General features: G+C 60.5%; 16 protein-coding genes. 5 read left to right on the top strand and 11 right to left on the bottom strand.

All coding sequences use genetic code 11. From position 1 onward, the window contains the following. The first annotated feature begins 51 nt into the window (after window positions 1-51). From raiA to JOE33_RS18840, 4 genes are read left to right on the top strand one after another with little or no spacing between them, the layout of a single operon-like run. Window positions 52-360 carry a ribosome-associated translation inhibitor RaiA gene (gene raiA / locus JOE33_RS18855; protein ID WP_002555091.1) on the top strand — a complete coding sequence of 103 codons (309 nt, stop codon included), beginning with the start codon at window positions 52-54 and terminating at the stop codon, window positions 358-360. Window positions 361-371: 11 nt separating this feature from the next. After that, window positions 372-836 carry a PTS IIA-like nitrogen regulatory protein PtsN gene (gene ptsN, locus JOE33_RS18850; protein WP_122530114.1) on the top strand — a complete coding sequence of 155 codons (465 nt, stop codon included), beginning with the start codon at window positions 372-374 and terminating at the stop codon, window positions 834-836. A 2-nt stretch (window positions 837-838) separates the two neighbouring features. Beyond that, entirely contained in the window at window positions 839-1,696 is an 858-nt protein-coding gene (rapZ, locus tag JOE33_RS18845; protein ID WP_054992571.1) for an RNase adapter RapZ, read from the top strand. A 15-nt stretch (window positions 1,697-1,711) separates the two neighbouring features. Continuing rightward, a complete protein-coding gene (locus JOE33_RS18840) occupies window positions 1,712-1,984 on the top strand; it encodes an HPr family phosphocarrier protein (RefSeq protein ID WP_003313599.1) in 273 nt (90 codons plus the stop codon). Window positions 1,985-2,008: 24 nt separating this feature from the next. Here JOE33_RS18840 and JOE33_RS25885 read toward each other — a convergent pair whose 3' ends face one another. The 6 genes from JOE33_RS25885 to pmbA form a co-directional block, all read right to left on the bottom strand. After that, window positions 2,009-2,143 (bottom strand): hypothetical protein, encoded by a 135-nt coding sequence (locus JOE33_RS25885; RefSeq protein ID WP_274603138.1) that lies wholly within the window; start codon window positions 2,141-2,143, stop codon window positions 2,009-2,011. 27 nt (window positions 2,144-2,170) lie between these two features. Further along, the gene (locus JOE33_RS18835) at window positions 2,171-2,782 is read right to left on the bottom strand and encodes a superoxide dismutase (RefSeq protein WP_032615164.1); all 612 of its coding nucleotides are present in this window, start codon (window positions 2,780-2,782) and stop codon (window positions 2,171-2,173) included. Between the two features lies 1 nt (window position 2,783). Then, on the bottom strand, window positions 2,784-3,242 hold the full coding sequence (locus JOE33_RS18830) for a tetratricopeptide repeat protein (protein WP_032615162.1): 459 nt from the start codon (window positions 3,240-3,242) through the stop codon (window positions 2,784-2,786). A 32-nt stretch (window positions 3,243-3,274) separates the two neighbouring features. Next, on the bottom strand, window positions 3,275-4,651 hold the full coding sequence (locus JOE33_RS18825) for a class II fumarate hydratase (RefSeq protein WP_187624943.1): 1,377 nt from the start codon (window positions 4,649-4,651) through the stop codon (window positions 3,275-3,277). Then, window positions 4,644-5,039, bottom strand: coding sequence for a hypothetical protein (locus JOE33_RS18820; protein WP_032615158.1), 396 nt, complete (start codon window positions 5,037-5,039; stop codon window positions 4,644-4,646). The genes JOE33_RS18825 and JOE33_RS18820 overlap by 8 nt, the downstream gene beginning before the upstream one ends. A 292-nt stretch (window positions 5,040-5,331) precedes the next feature. Further along, window positions 5,332-6,678 (bottom strand): metalloprotease PmbA, encoded by a 1,347-nt coding sequence (gene pmbA, locus JOE33_RS18815; RefSeq protein ID WP_032615156.1) that lies wholly within the window; start codon window positions 6,676-6,678, stop codon window positions 5,332-5,334. A 107-nt stretch (window positions 6,679-6,785) separates the two neighbouring features. On the opposite strand from pmbA, the gene yjgA reads away from it, so the two are divergent. Beyond that, window positions 6,786-7,307: a ribosome biogenesis factor YjgA gene (gene yjgA, locus JOE33_RS18810; protein WP_003364101.1), complete on the top strand. Its 522-nt coding sequence runs from the start codon at window positions 6,786-6,788 to the stop codon at window positions 7,305-7,307. 48 nt (window positions 7,308-7,355) lie between these two features. Here the strand turns inward: yjgA and tldD are convergent, their stop codons facing one another. From tldD to JOE33_RS18785, 5 genes are all read right to left on the bottom strand, one after another. Further along, window positions 7,356-8,795, bottom strand: coding sequence for a metalloprotease TldD (tldD, locus tag JOE33_RS18805; protein WP_003400228.1), 1,440 nt, complete (start codon window positions 8,793-8,795; stop codon window positions 7,356-7,358). Between the two features lie 2 nt (window positions 8,796-8,797). Then, window positions 8,798-9,643, bottom strand: a complete 846-nt coding sequence (locus JOE33_RS18800) for a carbon-nitrogen hydrolase family protein (protein ID WP_096243548.1) — start codon at window positions 9,641-9,643, stop codon at window positions 8,798-8,800. Between the two features lie 48 nt (window positions 9,644-9,691). After that, entirely contained in the window at window positions 9,692-13,507 is a 3,816-nt protein-coding gene (locus JOE33_RS18795) for a YhdP family protein (protein WP_187624942.1), read from the bottom strand. A gap of 181 nt (window positions 13,508-13,688) precedes the next feature. Next, entirely contained in the window at window positions 13,689-15,146 is a 1,458-nt protein-coding gene (gene rng, locus JOE33_RS18790) for a ribonuclease G (RefSeq protein ID WP_010427545.1), read from the bottom strand. Beyond that, window positions 15,143-15,745: a Maf family protein gene (locus JOE33_RS18785; protein ID WP_187624941.1), complete on the bottom strand. Its 603-nt coding sequence runs from the start codon at window positions 15,743-15,745 to the stop codon at window positions 15,143-15,145. Before JOE33_RS18785 ends, rng begins: the two co-directional genes overlap by 4 nt. Window positions 15,746-15,756: the final 11 nt, after the last annotated feature.

The following is a 15,756-nucleotide window of genomic DNA, read 5'->3' as shown; positions in this document are numbered from 1 at the left end:
GTGGCAGGCGCCATGCCTGCCTCTTTATGCACTGGCAAAGGAGAAAGCTGTATGCAAGTCAACATCAGTGGACACCAACTGGAAGTGACCAAACCCCTTCGTGAATACGTTGAGCTCAAGCTCAAGAAGCTCGAGGGGCATTTTGACAAGATTACCAACGTGCAGGTCACGATGACGGTCGAAAAGCTCAAGCAGAAGATCGAAGCCACGTTGCACATCCATGGTGGAGAGGTCGTTGCCAATGCTGAACATGATGACATGTACGCTGCCATCGACCTGCTCACTGACAAGCTAGACAGACAATTGCTCAAGCATAAGGAAAAGCAGCAAAGCATCCTCAAAGGTGCGGCCGCTCGCTAACGCCCATTTAAATGATCCGATTTGAAAATATCCTGACCCCCGGCCGTTCACTCGTGAACATGCCGGGCGGCAGCAAGAAACGTGTACTTGAACAGATTGCCAACCTGATCGGCCGCGAAGTGCCGGGAATGGAATCGGGCACTGTGTTCGAAAGCCTGATTGCCCGTGAAAAACTGGGATCGACCGGTTTCGGCAACGGCATCGCCATTCCTCACTGCCGCCTGGCCTCCTGTGGCGAGCCTGTCAGTGCCGTGATTCACCTTGATGCCCCGGTAGATTTTGACGCCATCGACGGCGCGCCCGTAGACTTGCTGTTTGTCTTGCTGGTCCCGCAGAAGGCGACCGACGATCACCTGGAGCTGCTTAGCCAGATTGCCGGAATGCTCGACAAGGCCGACGTGCGCAAGAGCCTGCGCAACGCGGCAAGCGATGAAGCGCTGTATAACGTGGTGCTGGACGCACAAAAAGGTCCTTGACAATGCGCATGATCATCGTCAGCGGCCGCTCCGGTTCGGGCAAAAGCACCGCGCTGGATGTACTGGAAGACAACGGCTTCTATTGTGTCGACAACCTTCCTGCCGGTCTGCTGCCGGAACTGGCCGAACGCGCACTGATCAACACCGAACTCGCCGAACCCTTGCTGGCGGTTTCGATAGATGCCCGCAACCTGCCAAGCCATCTGACCCGTTTTCCGCAGATGCTCGATGAAGTGCGCTCACGCAATATCCAGTGCGACGTGCTGTATCTGGATGCCGACGAAGCCACCCTGCTCAAACGCTTCTCGGAAACCCGACGTCGCCACCCCTTGAGCACGGCAGATCGCTCGCTGGCCGAGGCGATACGCGACGAGACTACATTGCTGGGCCCGATCATCGATCTGGCCGACCTGAAGATCAACACCACCCACCTGAACCTCTATCAGTTGCGCGACGCGCTCAAGCTTCGTCTGCTGAACAAGCCCGAGCCAGGCACTGCGTTTCTGATCGAGTCGTTTGGTTTCAAGCGCGGCATGCCCATTGATGCAGACCTGGTATTCGATGTGCGCTGCCTGCCCAATCCGTACTGGAAGCCGGAACTGCGCGACCACTCTGGGCTCGAACAACCCGTTATCGACTACCTGTCGGTGCAGCCTGATGTCGAAGAAATGTTTCAGGACATCTTCGCTTACCTGAACAAATGGCTACCCCGGTTTGCAGCCAGTAACCGTTCTTACGTTACCATTGCCATCGGCTGCACGGGTGGACACCACCGTTCGGTCTACCTGACCGAACGGCTTGGTCAGGTCTTGCAACAATCACTCAAGAACGTTCAGGTTCGCCACCGCGACCTCAGCTGAAGGATTTTCACTGCGATGCCCGCTCGTCAAATCACCATCATCAACAAACTGGGCCTGCATGCCCGCGCTGCCGCCAAATTCGTGGGCGTCGCAGGCAAGTTCCCCTGCAAGATCAGGGTCGGCCGCACGCCCGAGAGCATGGTCGACGGCAAAAGCATCATGGCTGTGATGATGCTCGCTGCCGGCAAGGGCACCGAGATCCACCTGCACACCGAGGGCGAATTCGAACAGGAAGCGCTCGATGGCCTGGTCGAGCTGATCGACAACCGGTTTGACGAGGGCGAATAAGCCCTCGGACAAACGCGGTATCCGTCACCACCAGCCTTGCACGCGCATCCAGTTCAGCCCATGGGCAATCAGGAGCGCCATACCCGCCAACAACAGCAGGCTCCCGACTGCCAGACGAAATAACCGCACATTGCTGAGCGCGAGGAGTTCTGAGCGCATAGGCTGCCTTGTATGCGGTTGCCAGGCTCAGGCCAGGGCTGCCTGATAACGGCGAGACACCTCATCCCAATTGATCACGTTATAGAACGCGTTAATGTATTCGGGACGACGGTTCTGATAACGCAGGTAGTAAGCGTGCTCCCACACGTCCAGCCCCAGAATCGGTGTATTGCCGTTCATCAACGGGCTGTCCTGATTACCACTGCTTTCCACCACCAGCTTCTTGTCGGGCGTAACGCTCAGCCATGCCCAGCCACTGCCGAAACGGGTCAACGCGGCCTTGGTGAATGCCTCCTTGAAGCCTTCATAGCCGCCCAGTTGTTCTTCAATCGCCGAAGCGACAGCGCCCTTGGGCAAACCTCCCCCGCCCGGCACCATGACTTCCCAGAACAATGAGTGATTGGCATGGCCACCACCCTGATTGATCACCGCTGGGCGCAGGTTTTCAGGCAACTGTTGGACACTGGCGACCAGCTTCTCCACAGACCAGTCCGCGAATTCCGTGCCTTCGACCGCTGCATTGAGGTTGTTGATGTAGGTCTGGTGATGCTTGGTGTAGTGGATTTCCATGGTTTGCGCATCGATATGCGGTTCAAGGGCATCGTATGCGTAAGGCAGTGCAGGCAAGGTGTAAGGCATTTCAATGTGCTCCGTAGAAAAGTCCGGAAGGATTTGCCGAATGGCGCTGCAGCGATGAGCGCGTATGCTCGCTGCTGCTCAGCAACCGATGAGTGCGCGGGTACTCGCCGTGTTCGCTGATGAAACTCAGCAGTTCGGCGTATGTTTTGCTGCTGTGACGCAAGGCCGCCTCGCGCAGGGCGGGCGGGAGACGTTGATCCTGCATGGTCTGCAACAGGTGCTGGTGGATGGCACACAGGTACTCGGCGCTCTCCTCCGGCTGACCCAGACTCAGGTGGAGATCCGCCAGGTTGTGGTGAGAAATCACACAGGCCGCGACCGCTTCGTCGACATCCGCCCAGCGCTCGAACAGGACTTGCGCCAACGCCAGCGCCTGAAGGTACAACTCGCGGGCTTCGACCCACTCGCCGAGATTGAAACAGCGATTGGCCTGCTCGATGGTGCGTTTCCAATGCTGCATGAGGTACCTCCAGGAACGTTGGCCGGGCGGAATCAGATACCGCCAGCGGTGAGTTTTTCGGGGTTTAGCAACACTTCCAGTTCGCTGCGCTGCAAGTCGGTGTGTTCAAGGGCAACGTCAATCACCGGCCGACCTTGCTTGTAGGCGGTCTTGGCAATTTCGGCGGCCTTCTGATAGCCAATGATGGGGTTAAGCGCGGTCACCAGAATCGGATTGCGCGACAGCGCTTCCTTGAGCTTGGACTCGTTGACCTTGAAGCTGGCAATCGCCTTGTCAGCCAGCAGCCGACTGGAATTAGCCAGCAACTCGATACTGCTCAACAGGTTCTGGGCGATGATGGGCAGCATCACGTTCAGTTCGAAGTTGCCCGACTGCCCTGCCACGGTGATCGTGGCGTCGTTGCCGATCACCTGCGCGGCAACCATGGCGGTCGCTTCCGGAATCACCGGATTGACCTTGCCCGGCATGATCGATGAGCCGGGCTGCAACGCCTCCAGTTCGATCTCACCCAGGCCAGCCAACGGCCCCGAATTCATCCAGCGCAGGTCATTGGCGATTTTCATCAGTGACACCGCAGTGGCCTTGAGCTGACCAGATACTGCGACGGCCGTGTCCTGTGAACCGATCAGCGCGAACAGGTCCTTGCCAGGCGTGAACTGGACGCCGGTCAGGCTGCTCAACTGGCAACTGAAACGCAGCGCAAACTCCGGATGCGCATTGATGCCGGTCCCGACGGCGGTCCCGCCCTGAGCCAGCGACTGCAGGCTTGGCTGCAAGCCCTGCAGATGCTCGATGTTGGCGCGAATCTGTTGTGACCAGCCGTTGAGTACCTGACTCATGCGCACCGGCATCGCGTCCATCAGGTGCGTGCGACCGGTCTTGACGAAGGCATGCACCTGCTGCGCCTTGTGCTCGGTCACTTGCAACAGATGAGCGAGCGCTGGCAGCAGTTGCTCGTGCAGGGCCAACGCAGCACTGACATGAATCGTGGTGGGGATGATGTCGTTGCTGCTTTGCCCGCAATTGACGTGATCATTGGGATTGACCTCTTCGCCCAGCACCCGCGTGGCCAGCGTCGCGATTACCTCGTTGGCATTCATATTGGTACTGGTGCCGGAGCCGGTCTGGAAGATATCGACCGGAAAATGAGCCATGTAGTCGCTGGCCAACAGGTCTTTCACGGCACTGGCAATTGCCTTGCTGTGCCCTGTGCTGATTTGCTCCAGTTCCAGATTGGCCTGTGCTGCCGCGGCTTTGGCCAGCAACAAGGCGCGAATGAACTGCCGGGGCATGCGCTGATGGCTGATCGGAAAGTTTTCCACCGCACGCTGAGTCTGCGCGCCGTACAGGGCCTCGGCCGGGACCTGTAGCTGGCCCATGCTGTCGCGTTCGATACGGGTATTACTCATCGCAATGTCCTTGCACCAATTCAGAGAGGGAAATCGAGGGCTGCAGCACACAGTTCGCCAGTTGGTGAACACAGGCCTGCCAGCGTTGACGCCGCGCGGGCGTGGAGGCAATGGCCTGCAGATCGCGCAGGGGACGCCAGGCCTGATCCAGACACAGGCAACGCCAGTGCCACGGCAATGCCGTGTCGCGTGCGGTGTCGATCAGCAGACGGAAAGTGGTTTCGGCGATCATGGGCCGGGGCGTGGCGGTAAATCGCGCCAGGTAACGCCCCTCGGCGAGGTAATGCTCGATCAGCCGAGGCTCGTCGGGCTCAAGCGCGCAACGAATCCGCAGACTCAAGCCGCGCCAGTTTTCCAGATAGGACAACTCGTGCAAAACAGACCCCATGACCGCAGCTCATTTTGGAAATGATATTCATTATTAAATGAGATATAGAATCAACACAAGCCTGATCGCTAGACGGCCTTACGCCGGTAAACGTGAACATGCTTTGAGGGACACGGAAGACGCGGGTTCGGGTGGAGGTTATTGGGGGTGAAAACTGCAGGCGGTTGGGTGACGCAGAGCGTCACGAACGGCATTCCCACGCGGGAGTGTGAGGAACGAGCGGGCAAGCCATTCAGTGCTCCGTCTATCGTGCCCACACTCTGCGTGTATGGGCACGATAGCCAGGGCCTGATCAGCTACCCGCTACGGTCATTCGCTCGATCAGTACCGAGCCGGTGCGGATGTTGCTACGCAGCTCAAGATCGCTGCCAACGGCGACTATCTGCTTGAACATGTCACGCATGTTGCCGGCAATGGTCACTTCCTGAACCGGGAACTGAATCTCGCCATTTTCGACCCAGAAGCCCGCCGCGCCACGCGAATAGTCGCCGGTGACCATGTTCAGACCACTGCCCATCAGTTCGGTCACCAGCAAGCCGCGTCCCATGCGCCGAATCAGAGCGGCCTGGTCTTCCGAACCATGGGTAACGAACAGGTTGTGCACACCGCCCGCATTGGCGGTGCTCGGCATGCCCAGCTTGCGGCCGGAATACGTGCTCAGCACATAGGAAACCAGATCCCCACCTTCCACGAACGGCTTGGCAAAGGTCGCCAGACCATCGCTGTCGAACGCCGAGCTGCCCATCGCATGCTTCAGGTGCGGGCGCTCATCGATGGTCATCCACTCGGGGAACAGGCGCTGACCGAGCGCACCTTCGAGGAACGACGACTTGCGGTACAGGGTGCCCCCGGAAATGGCGCCGAGAAAGCTGCCGAACAGGCCGCCTGCCAGCTCCGCAGCAAACAGCACCGGCACTTCACAGGTCGGCACAGGACGCGCACCCAGACGGCTCGCTGCACGCAACGCAGCCTTGCGGCCAATGCTTTGCGCATCGGCCAGCAGTTCGCCCTGGCGGTTGACGTCATACCAGTAATCGCGCTGCATCTGGCCTTCGCCCTCGGCGATCATCACACAGCTGAGGCTGTGCCGCGTTGACGCATAGCCACCGATGAAGCCATTGCTGTTGCCGTATACACGGCAGCCCTGGTGGGTATTGAGCGTAGTGCCGTCGGCGTTCTTGATGCGGCTGTCGGCATCGAAGGCTGCCGCTTCGCAAAGCAACGCCTTCTCGATGGCCTGCTCGGGCGAGATGTCCCAGGTGTGATAAAGGTCAAAGTCCATGACCTCTTTGGCCATCAGCGCAGCGTCGGCCAACCCGGAGCTTTCATCTTCGGAGGTGTGTTCGGCAATCGCCAGTGCAGCGGCGACCGTTTCACGAATGGCATCGGCACCGGTTGCCGAGGTGCTGGCCGAACCCTTGCGCTGCCCGACATACAGGGTGATACCAAAGCCCTGATCGCGGTTGAACTCGACGGTTTCGACTTCACGCTGACGGACCGATGTCGACAGCCCCTGGTCCACCGACACTGCGACTTCGCAGGCGCTGGCGCCCTGACGCCGGGCTTCGGCGATGATCTGCTCGACCTGTTCCTGCAGCTCGGGCAAGGCTTGTGGGCCGACGCTTTGGGTTGCACTCATGACTTTCTCCATCAAATTCTTCTTTCAGCACAGGCCGAATACCGACCGGGCCGGACAAGCGGCCCATGACTGGTTATCATGGCGGCGTTTCTTTGCGGACTGCCCCCATGGTTGATTCTTACGACGACTCCCTCGACGGGGAGAAAAGCAAAACCCAGGTCAAACGAGAGCTGCATGCTCTGGTTGACCTCGGCGAGCGACTGACAACACTCAAAGCCGATGTGCTGGCCAAGCTGCCGCTGACCGACGCTTTGCGCAAGGCCCTGGCCGAAGCACCCAAGCACACGGCGAACATCGCGCGAAAGCGGCATATTCTGTTCATCGGCAAGCTGATGCGCGATCAGGACCAGGAAGCCATTCTGGTGTTGCTGGACCAACTCGATGCCTCCACTCGCCAATACAATGAACGTTTCCACAATCTGGAGCGCTGGCGTGATCGCCTGATCGCGGGCGATGACGCCGACCTCGAGAAATTCGTGGTCGAATACCCCGATGCCGACCGTCAGCAGCTGCGTTCGCTGATCCGTCAGGCGCAACATGAAGTTGCACGCAACAAACCGCCGGCCACCAGCCGCAAAATCTTCAAATACATCCGTGAGCTGGACGAACTTCAACGCGGTCTGCGCTGATTTCGCCCTCGGGGCCGGCGGCAGTAAGCAGCCGGCCCCGACTCACTCTCAGCTCCCCGTGCCACCCACGGTAATCGCGTCGATTTTCAGCGTAGGCTGACCCACACCGACCGGCAGCGACTGGCCATCTTTCCCGCACGTACCAACGCCACTGTCCAGCGACAGGTCGTTGCCCACCATCGACACCCTGCTCATGGCTTCCGGCCCGTTACCGATCAAGGTCGCACCTTTGACCGGCGCAGTGATCTTGCCGTCTTCGATCAAATAGGCCTCACTGGTCGAAAACACGAACTTGCCGCTGGTGATATCCACCTGACCGCCGCCAAGGTTGGCGCAGTAGATGCCGCGCTTCACCGAGGCGATGATTTCCTGCGGATCGCTCTGCCCGCCCAGCATGTAAGTGTTGGTCATGCGCGGCATCGGCAGGTGCGCATAGGACTCGCGACGGCCATTGCCGGTGCGTGCCACGCCCATCAGGCGGGCGTTGAGCTTGTCCTGCATGTAGCCCTTGAGCACGCCGTTCTCGATCAGCGTAGTGCATTCGGTCGGTGTGCCTTCGTCATCGACACTCAGCGAACCCCGACGCCCCGCCAGGGTGCCGTCGTCGACGATGGTGCAGAGTTTCGACGCAACCATCTCGCCCATGCGCCCACTGTAGGCCGAGCTGCCCTTGCGGTTGAAGTCGCCCTCAAGGCCGTGACCCACCGCTTCGTGCAGCAGCACACCGGACCAGCCAGAGCCGAGCACCACTGGCAAGGTGCCTGCCGGAGCGGGAATCGCTTCCAGGTTGACCAGTGCCTGACGCAGGGCTTCACGGGCATAGCCCATGGCGCGATCGTCGGTCAGGAAATAACGGTAGTCGGTGCGCCCGCCACCGCCATGCCCGCCCCGCTCGCGGCGACCATTCTGCTCGACGATGACACTGACATTGAAGCGCACCAGCGGGCGCACATCAGCGGCCAGACTGCCATCCGCGGCGGCCACCAGGATGCGCTCCCAGACACCGGCCATGCTCACCGACACCTGCTGGATACGCGAGTCCAGCGCGCGAGTTGCCACGTCGATGCGCTTGAGCAACTCGACCTTCTCGGCGCGGCTCAGCACTTCCAGCGGGTTATCCGGGGCATACAACTGCGCCACGTCCTGCGAGGTGAAGGCTTGTACGCGACCATTCTGGCCAGCACGGGAAATGGAGCGCGCGGCCTGTGCGGCGGTGCGCAGGGCCTCGGCGGTGATCGCATTGCTGTACGCAAAGCCGGTTTTCTCGCCCGACTGGGCACGCACGCCCACGCCTTGGTCGAGATTGAAACTGCCTTCCTTGACGATCCCGTCTTCGAGCGACCAGGACTCGGAGATCATGCCCTGAAAATACAGATCGGCCGCGTCGATTCCTGGCCCGGCCAGATCGCCCAGCACGGACTGCAGGCTGTCGAGGTTCAGGCCGCCGGGTGCCAGAAGGTGTTCGCTGACTGAGGACAGATCACTCATATTCACTCCGAAGCAGGCCGCATGGCGTCCTGCGAAAAAAAGCGCCGGTGACTGGACACCGGCATCCGCGCCCGTATGGACGCCTGTTCTTCACTGTCGCGTGTGGCCAGCAGCACTGCTTCACCCTGTGCCTGCTCGGCCAGTACGCGGCCCCATGGATCAACGATGGCCGCGTGTCCGTAAGTCTCGCGGGGTCCCGGATGGACCCCGCCCTGTGCCGCCGCCAGCACGTAACACTGGGTTTCGATGGCACGCGCGCGGACCAGAATGTCCCAGTGCGCAGCCCCCGTAACCGCAGTGAAGGCTGACGGCGCGGTAATCAGTTCAGCGCCGGCTTCACGCAGCGCGGTGTACAGCTCGGGAAAGCGCAGGTCATAACAGACGGTCAGCCCCAGACGCCCCACAGGCGTATCGGCCACCACCACCCTGCTCCCGTGAGCATAGTCATCCGATTCACGATAGCGGCCCCGGTTGTCAGCGACGTCCACATCGAACAGATGCAGTTTGTCATAGCGGGCCACCTGCTCACCGTGCTCATCGATCAATAGCGAACACGCCGTCACCTTGCCATCCGGCCGCTCATCCGGCGGCAGTGGCAAGGTTCCGGCAACAATCCATAACTTGAGGTCGCGAGCGGCCAGTTTCAACCATGGCAGGATCGGTCCGTGCCCCTGAGCCTCGGCACGCCCGATATCGGCGACGTCACGGCGCCCCATTGCGACGAAGTTTTCGGGCAGCACCGCCAGCCGCGCGCCACCTTCGGCGGCCTGTTCCAGCAGCCGTCGAGCGCTGGCCAGATTGGCCAGGACATCGCTTTGGCTGACCATCTGAATCACCGCGAAGGACATGGCAACCCGCTCCTGAATGACATGGCCACCACTGTACCCCATGAGACGCTACTGGGGCTTTTCAAATGGCTTGTCGAACGTGATCTTCGGCTCTTTCCAAGGCCCTTCGACCTTGTATTGCACGCTGGCGAAACGCGCAACACGGTCACCCAGCAACTTGTCGACCAAGAACAGAGCGCCGCCAATGGCTGGCGCGCCGACAATCAGTGCAGCGATCGGCAGGTTATTGGTGACCGGCAGGGTCACCAGCAGCTTCGCATCGACGCGATCGCGAACCATGTCCAGCGTACCGTTGAGCTCCAGATTGCTCGATGGGCCGGTCAGGGTGATCGGGTTGCGCGTCACATAGACACCGTCGCTGGCGACCAGCAGCCCTTTGACCCGGTCGTAGCTCAGTCCTTTGCCCAGCAAGTCGGAGAAGTCCAGGCGCAGACGGCGGCCGATAGAGTTGAAATTCAACAGCCCGAACACCCGCAACGCCTGAGCACCGCCCTCGACCTCGACAAACTGGCCTCTGTTGAGCGTGGCATCCAGACTGCCGGAGTAGCGCTTCAGACCGACCCAGGCAGGCGAACCCGGCCAGCGTCCGTCCACGTTCATCTCGAAGCGTTCACTGGTGACGGTGGGTGCGAAGTTCCACGCCTTGAGCACATCCGCGAGATTCTTGCCCGCCAGACGACCTTTGAACGAACTGCTGCTGGTCCCGGGTTTACCCTCCCAGGTAGCGTCACCCTCCAGCAGAATGCCTTTGAGCCCCAGGCTCATGTCCGACATGCGCATGCCGGCAGGCGTCGGTCGGGTTTTCAATGCCCAGGCCCCCAGCAACTGATCGCCCTGAAACAGCTGGGAGATCTTCACGTCCAGCGCAGGGATATTGTGTGGGTCGATATCCGCCAGAGGATCAGGTGCGTTTTCCACCACGGTTGCTTTCGGATCGGATGCAGGCAATCGAACGTAGAGCATGTCGATACCGATCGGCGCAGACTTGGCGTCGGGCAACGTTGCCGTGCCCTTGGCCAGCGCGCTGTCCAGCGACAGGGCCCAGGCTGCTGCGTTGCGCTGCAATTGGACACGCACGTCATTGAGTGTGGTGCCCATCGCGGTCAGCTTGCCGATCTGCAGATCAACGCTGTTAAGCAGTTGTTTTGCGCTGCCGCCAGGATCATTCCCACTGTACCGCCCGGCCAGTTCCTGCCAGGGCGCTATGTCCAGTTCGGACAACTCCCCACGGATCCGCAGGCCCTTGGCGTCCGGCACAATCGCGCCGCCGCGCCCCAGGTAAAGCTCGCCACGCCCCTCGGCAAACTTGCCATTCGGTGCAGCGAAAGCAAAGTTGGCCTGATCGTTATAGGCCGCGCCGAGCCTGCGCTCCGCACCTTGCAGGGTCATACGGAATTCGCTGGGGCGCTCCTGCTCGGCGGTCTTGCCAAAGGGTGCAGGCAAATCGATCGCCACACCCTTGAGCGTGGAGTTGATTACCAGCGGGCTGTCCTTGCTGTCCAGAATCAGTTGCAACTGATACGGCAAGTCACCGGAGACCGGCAGCGGCTGGGTCACGTTCAGCCAGTCGGTCAGCCGCTTCACGGTGATTTGCCCGCTCGCCACAATACGCGTCACGTTGTCGCCAGGCTTGCCTTCGGCGGCGATCTCTGCGGTCACAGGGCGATCGAATGCCTGGGCCTTGATGCCCTTGCCGCTCAGCCCGCTGGCGCTGTCGAAACGGAAGTCGCCTTTCAGGCGAGTCAGCTCCAGCACCGGGTCAGCCAGTTTCAAGCGTGCATTGTCGGTGCTGAAATCCACCACTACCTTTGGCTCTACGCCCTTGGCCAGCGGAATATCCAGCTTCAGCTTGCCGTCCAGCGGGCCCTCGCCCTGCCATCCGGCAAACGTGCTGCCCGTACCGATGGGCGCCTGCTGGAGAATCTTCAGACCGTCGCCCAGACTTCCGGAGAAATTGCCGTCCACCAGCAGGTGACTGTCCTGACCTGACGGCACATGGGGAATATTGACCAGCACGTTGCTGACCTTGGTATCGAGCAACTGCCCTTTGCTCGCTTTGACACGTACGCCGCTGTTTTCGACGTAGACCTTGCCATCCACCCCGGTCAGCGAAGGCCAGCCCGGCTGGAACGCCAGCGTTGCGTTGCTGACATCGAAGAACAGGCTGATAACACGCGCCGTATCGGGCGAATTCTTGTTTAGCGACCCTTGATACTGGAAGAAGCCCTGTTTGACCGCGCCACTTACCACGGCCGTGCGCAACCAGTGATCAAGCTCCGGACTGAGCGCGGTCGGCAGGTACTTGCTGGTGTAACGGCCATCGCCGTCGACCATGCCGACCCGCAGGTCCATGTAGTCTTCCTGATCATGATTGAGATGAATCTTGATCAGAAAGTCCGCCGCAATCTTGCCTTCGTCGCCGAGTACCTTGATGTACGGGGCAATCAGCGTGAACGCCTGGTCATCCAGTTTCCAGTTCAGACGAGCGTTGGCCTTCTGGTAACGCCAGGGTTTGGCGAAGATCGGGTCCAGGTGCAGCATGAAGTCATCGGTGTCGAGGCGCAGCTCGCCCTGCCCCAGATCGCCGCTGATGGCACCGCTGACATTTCCGGCCGCCGGAGCACCGCGATACGCGTTGAAACCCACCTTGTCCAGATTGGCCGCAAAGCTCAGGCGCTTGTCGCCGACCGCCTGTGGCCGGTAGTCGAGCAGTACGTTATGCAGGCCGCCTGTCACCTTGAGGCCGTCGACCACTGCCATAGCCTTGTCAGGCAGGGGCGCGAGCGAGTCGATCAGCGGCGTGATGGGGGTCAAATCCAGACGATCCGCCTGTACGTGCCAGAGTTCTTCGCTGTCAGGGGTCGCGGCGGTCTGCGTCAGTTGCACACGGCTTTCCCAACGCGTTTCGCCCAGGCTCATCGCCAGTGAATCGAGGTTCAGGTCGAAACCTGTATCAGTCCGTGCAAACCATGCGTTCAGCGCAAGGTTATTGATCGTCGACGGTTTGCGGCCGGCGTAAACGCCTTTGACCTGGGGCGCATTAAGGCGCGTCGTCGCGCTTTGCACGGTGCCCTTGCCCCAACTCAACCAGACCTCGCCTCCGGCCTGCAGCTTCGACAGAGTCCATTCGCGCGTGAGGGTTTTCGGCAACCACTTGGCCCAGTCGCTTTGCGGCAGACTGGCGTAGACATCGGCCTCGCCGTCCTTCCACTGACTGGCCTGGATGCGCGAGCGCACGTTGAGCGCGACCGGCTGACCATCCGGCAGGGTCAGGCGTGCGTCAAGTCGCTGCGCATAGCTGCCTGTGTCAAGACTGAGGTTTACATAGGTGAGGGTCAGCGGCGCGGCGTCAAACGGTTGCACCGTGACCTGGCTGTCGAGCAACGACAAATGCGCGACCATCTGCATCTGCCTGAGCACCTGCTCGGGATCGAACGGGCTGTCGTTGTGCACCGGCAAGCCCTGAACCGACCATGCACCATCCTTGTCCTGGATGAGGCTGAACTGTAGACCGTCCACTTCAAGATGAGCGATGCGCACGTCACGCGCCAGCAGGCTTTCCCAAAGGTCGGGAACAACCCTTACGCGATCCAGACGCAGGGCACTGGAACCCTCTCCGACCATCACGTCATGAGCCAGCAGTACCGGGGCAAAGCGGCTCCAGCTGCCTTCCAGGCTGCCGATGCTCAGCGGTATGCCCAGCGCGCTGCTGGCCCGGGTTTCCACATCGACACGGTATTCGGCAACCAGCGGCGTCAGTTGACGACCGAGACTCACGTACAGCGCCGCGAGCACCAAAATCAGTGCGCACAGGCTCAGGCCCCAGCGGGTCAGGGTTGCCACGAGGCGAGGAAGACGTCCCATCTCAGGAGGCCCTCCACTGCGGGGCGCGAGGAGCGGAATCGGCGAACGGGTTCCGGCTCAGGTGTGCAGGTGCGGTCAGGTACAGGTTTTGCTCGTTCGCCACGCATCATTCTCGATAAAACGGCATACCTGCCAGAAACCCGTAGGGCACTTGTCATAATATTTCAAACGATCAGCACCCTCAGAGCAGCACCACGTCGTATTGTTCCTGCGAGTACATGGTTTCTACCTGAAAACGGATAGTGCGGCCAATAAAGCTCTCCAGTTCAGCCACATTGCCGGACTCCTCGTCGAGCAGGCGATCCACCACGCGCTGATTGGCCAGAACGCGATAGCCCACTGCCTGATAGGCCCTGGCTTCGCGCAGGATTTCCCGGAAGATTTCGTAGCAGATGGTCTCGGGGGTCTTCAGCTTGCCCCGCCCGGCGCAGCAATGACAGGGTTCGCAGAGCACCTGCTCGAGACTTTCACGGGTGCGCTTGCGCGTCATCTGCACCAGACCCAGCTCGGTGATGCCGATGATGTTGGTCTTGGCGTGATCGCGTTCCAGCTGTTTCTCCAGCGTGCGCAGCACCTGACGCTGGTGCTCACCATCTTCCATGTCGATGAAATCGATGATGATGATGCCGCCCAGATTGCGCAGGCGCAGCTGCCGGGCGATGGCCGTGGCGGCTTCCAGATTCGTCTTGAAGATGGTTTCTTCGAGGTTGCGATGGCCCACGAACGCACCGGTATTGACGTCGATGGTGCTCATCGCCTCAGCCGGATCGACCACCAGATAGCCGCCCGACTTGAGCGGCACCTTGCGCTCGAGGGCCTTCTGGATTTCGTCCTCGACCCCATAGAGGTCGAAGATCGGCCGCTCGCCCGGATAGTGCTCGAGCCTGTCAGCAATTTCCGGCATCAGCTCGGCGACGAACTGAGTGGTCTTCTGAAAGGTTTCCCGCGAGTCGATACGGATCTTCTCGATGCGCGGGCTGACCAGATCGCGCAAGGTTCGCAGCGCCAGGCCCAGGTCTTCGTAAATCACCGTGGGCGGGCTGACGGTCTTGATCTGCTCGCCGATCTGATCCCAGAGCCTGCGCAGATAACGGATGTCCATCAGGATTTCGTCGGCACCGGCGCCTTCGGCAGCAGTGCGCAGAATGAAACCTCCGGACTCCTTGATACCCTCCAGGGCGACACAATCGCTGACCACCTTCTTGAGTCGTTCGCGCTCGGCTTCATCCTCGATTTTCAGCGAAATGCCCACATGCGCAGTGCGCGGCATGTACACCAGATAACGCGACGGAATGGAGAGTTGTGTGGTCAGCCGGGCACCCTTGCTGCCGATCGGGTCTTTGGTGACTTGCACGACGAGGCTCTGGCCATCGTGTACCAGCGACGCAATGCTCTCGACCGCGGGCCCTTCACGCATGGATATTTCCGAGGCGTGAATGAACGCCGCACGGTCCAGGCCGATGTCGATGAACGCCGCCTGCATGCCGGGAAGCACCCGCACGACCTTGCCTTTGTAGATATTGCCGACGATGCCGCGACGCTGGGTGCGCTCGACGTGCACCTCTTGCAGAACCCCGTTTTCCACCACTGCCACGCGCGATTCCATCGGCGTAATGTTGATCAGAATTTCTTCACTCATGACTTGTCACCTTCCAGGCATTGCCAGCAGGGTATGCCGAAATGGCCGAGCAGTTCTGCGGTTTCGCACAGGGGCAGACCTACCACCCCAGAATAGCTGCCTTGCAGGCCCTCGACGAAAATCGCTGCCAACCCCTGGATGGCATAGCCGCCGGCCTTGTCGGCGGGCTCGCCACTGGTCCAGTAGGCCTGGGCTTCATGGGTTTGAATAGGGCGAAAGCGCACACGACTGGTAACAATACGGGTTTCGCTGCGTTGCCGATCACAGAGCGCGACAGCCGTCAGCACTTCATGCTCGCGCCCGGACATGGCCATGAGCATGGCCTGCGCATCCGCTTTATCGACCGGCTTGCCGAGAATGCGCCCATCCAGCACAACCGCCGTGTCGGCCCCCATTACGCAGGCCTGTTGTTCGGCAGGCAACACGGACAGCCCGGCCTGAGCCTTGCCCAGCGCAAGACGCTCGACATAGGCGGCCGGGGTTTCACGGTCGAAGGGGGTTTCATCGATCTGAGCGCTCAGTACGGTAAAGGACACACCGATCTGAGTCAGAAGTTCGCGGCGGCGCGGCGAGCCAGAAGCCAGATAAAGCGAGGGCATAAGGACATCTC

The organism is Pseudomonas sp. PvP027 (assembly GCF_017833005.1).
Classification (GTDB): Bacteria; Pseudomonadota; Gammaproteobacteria; order Pseudomonadales; family Pseudomonadaceae; genus Aquipseudomonas; species Aquipseudomonas congelans.
Note: the sequence above shows the minus strand (reverse complement) of the source record. Positions and strands in the feature narration are given on the sequence as shown.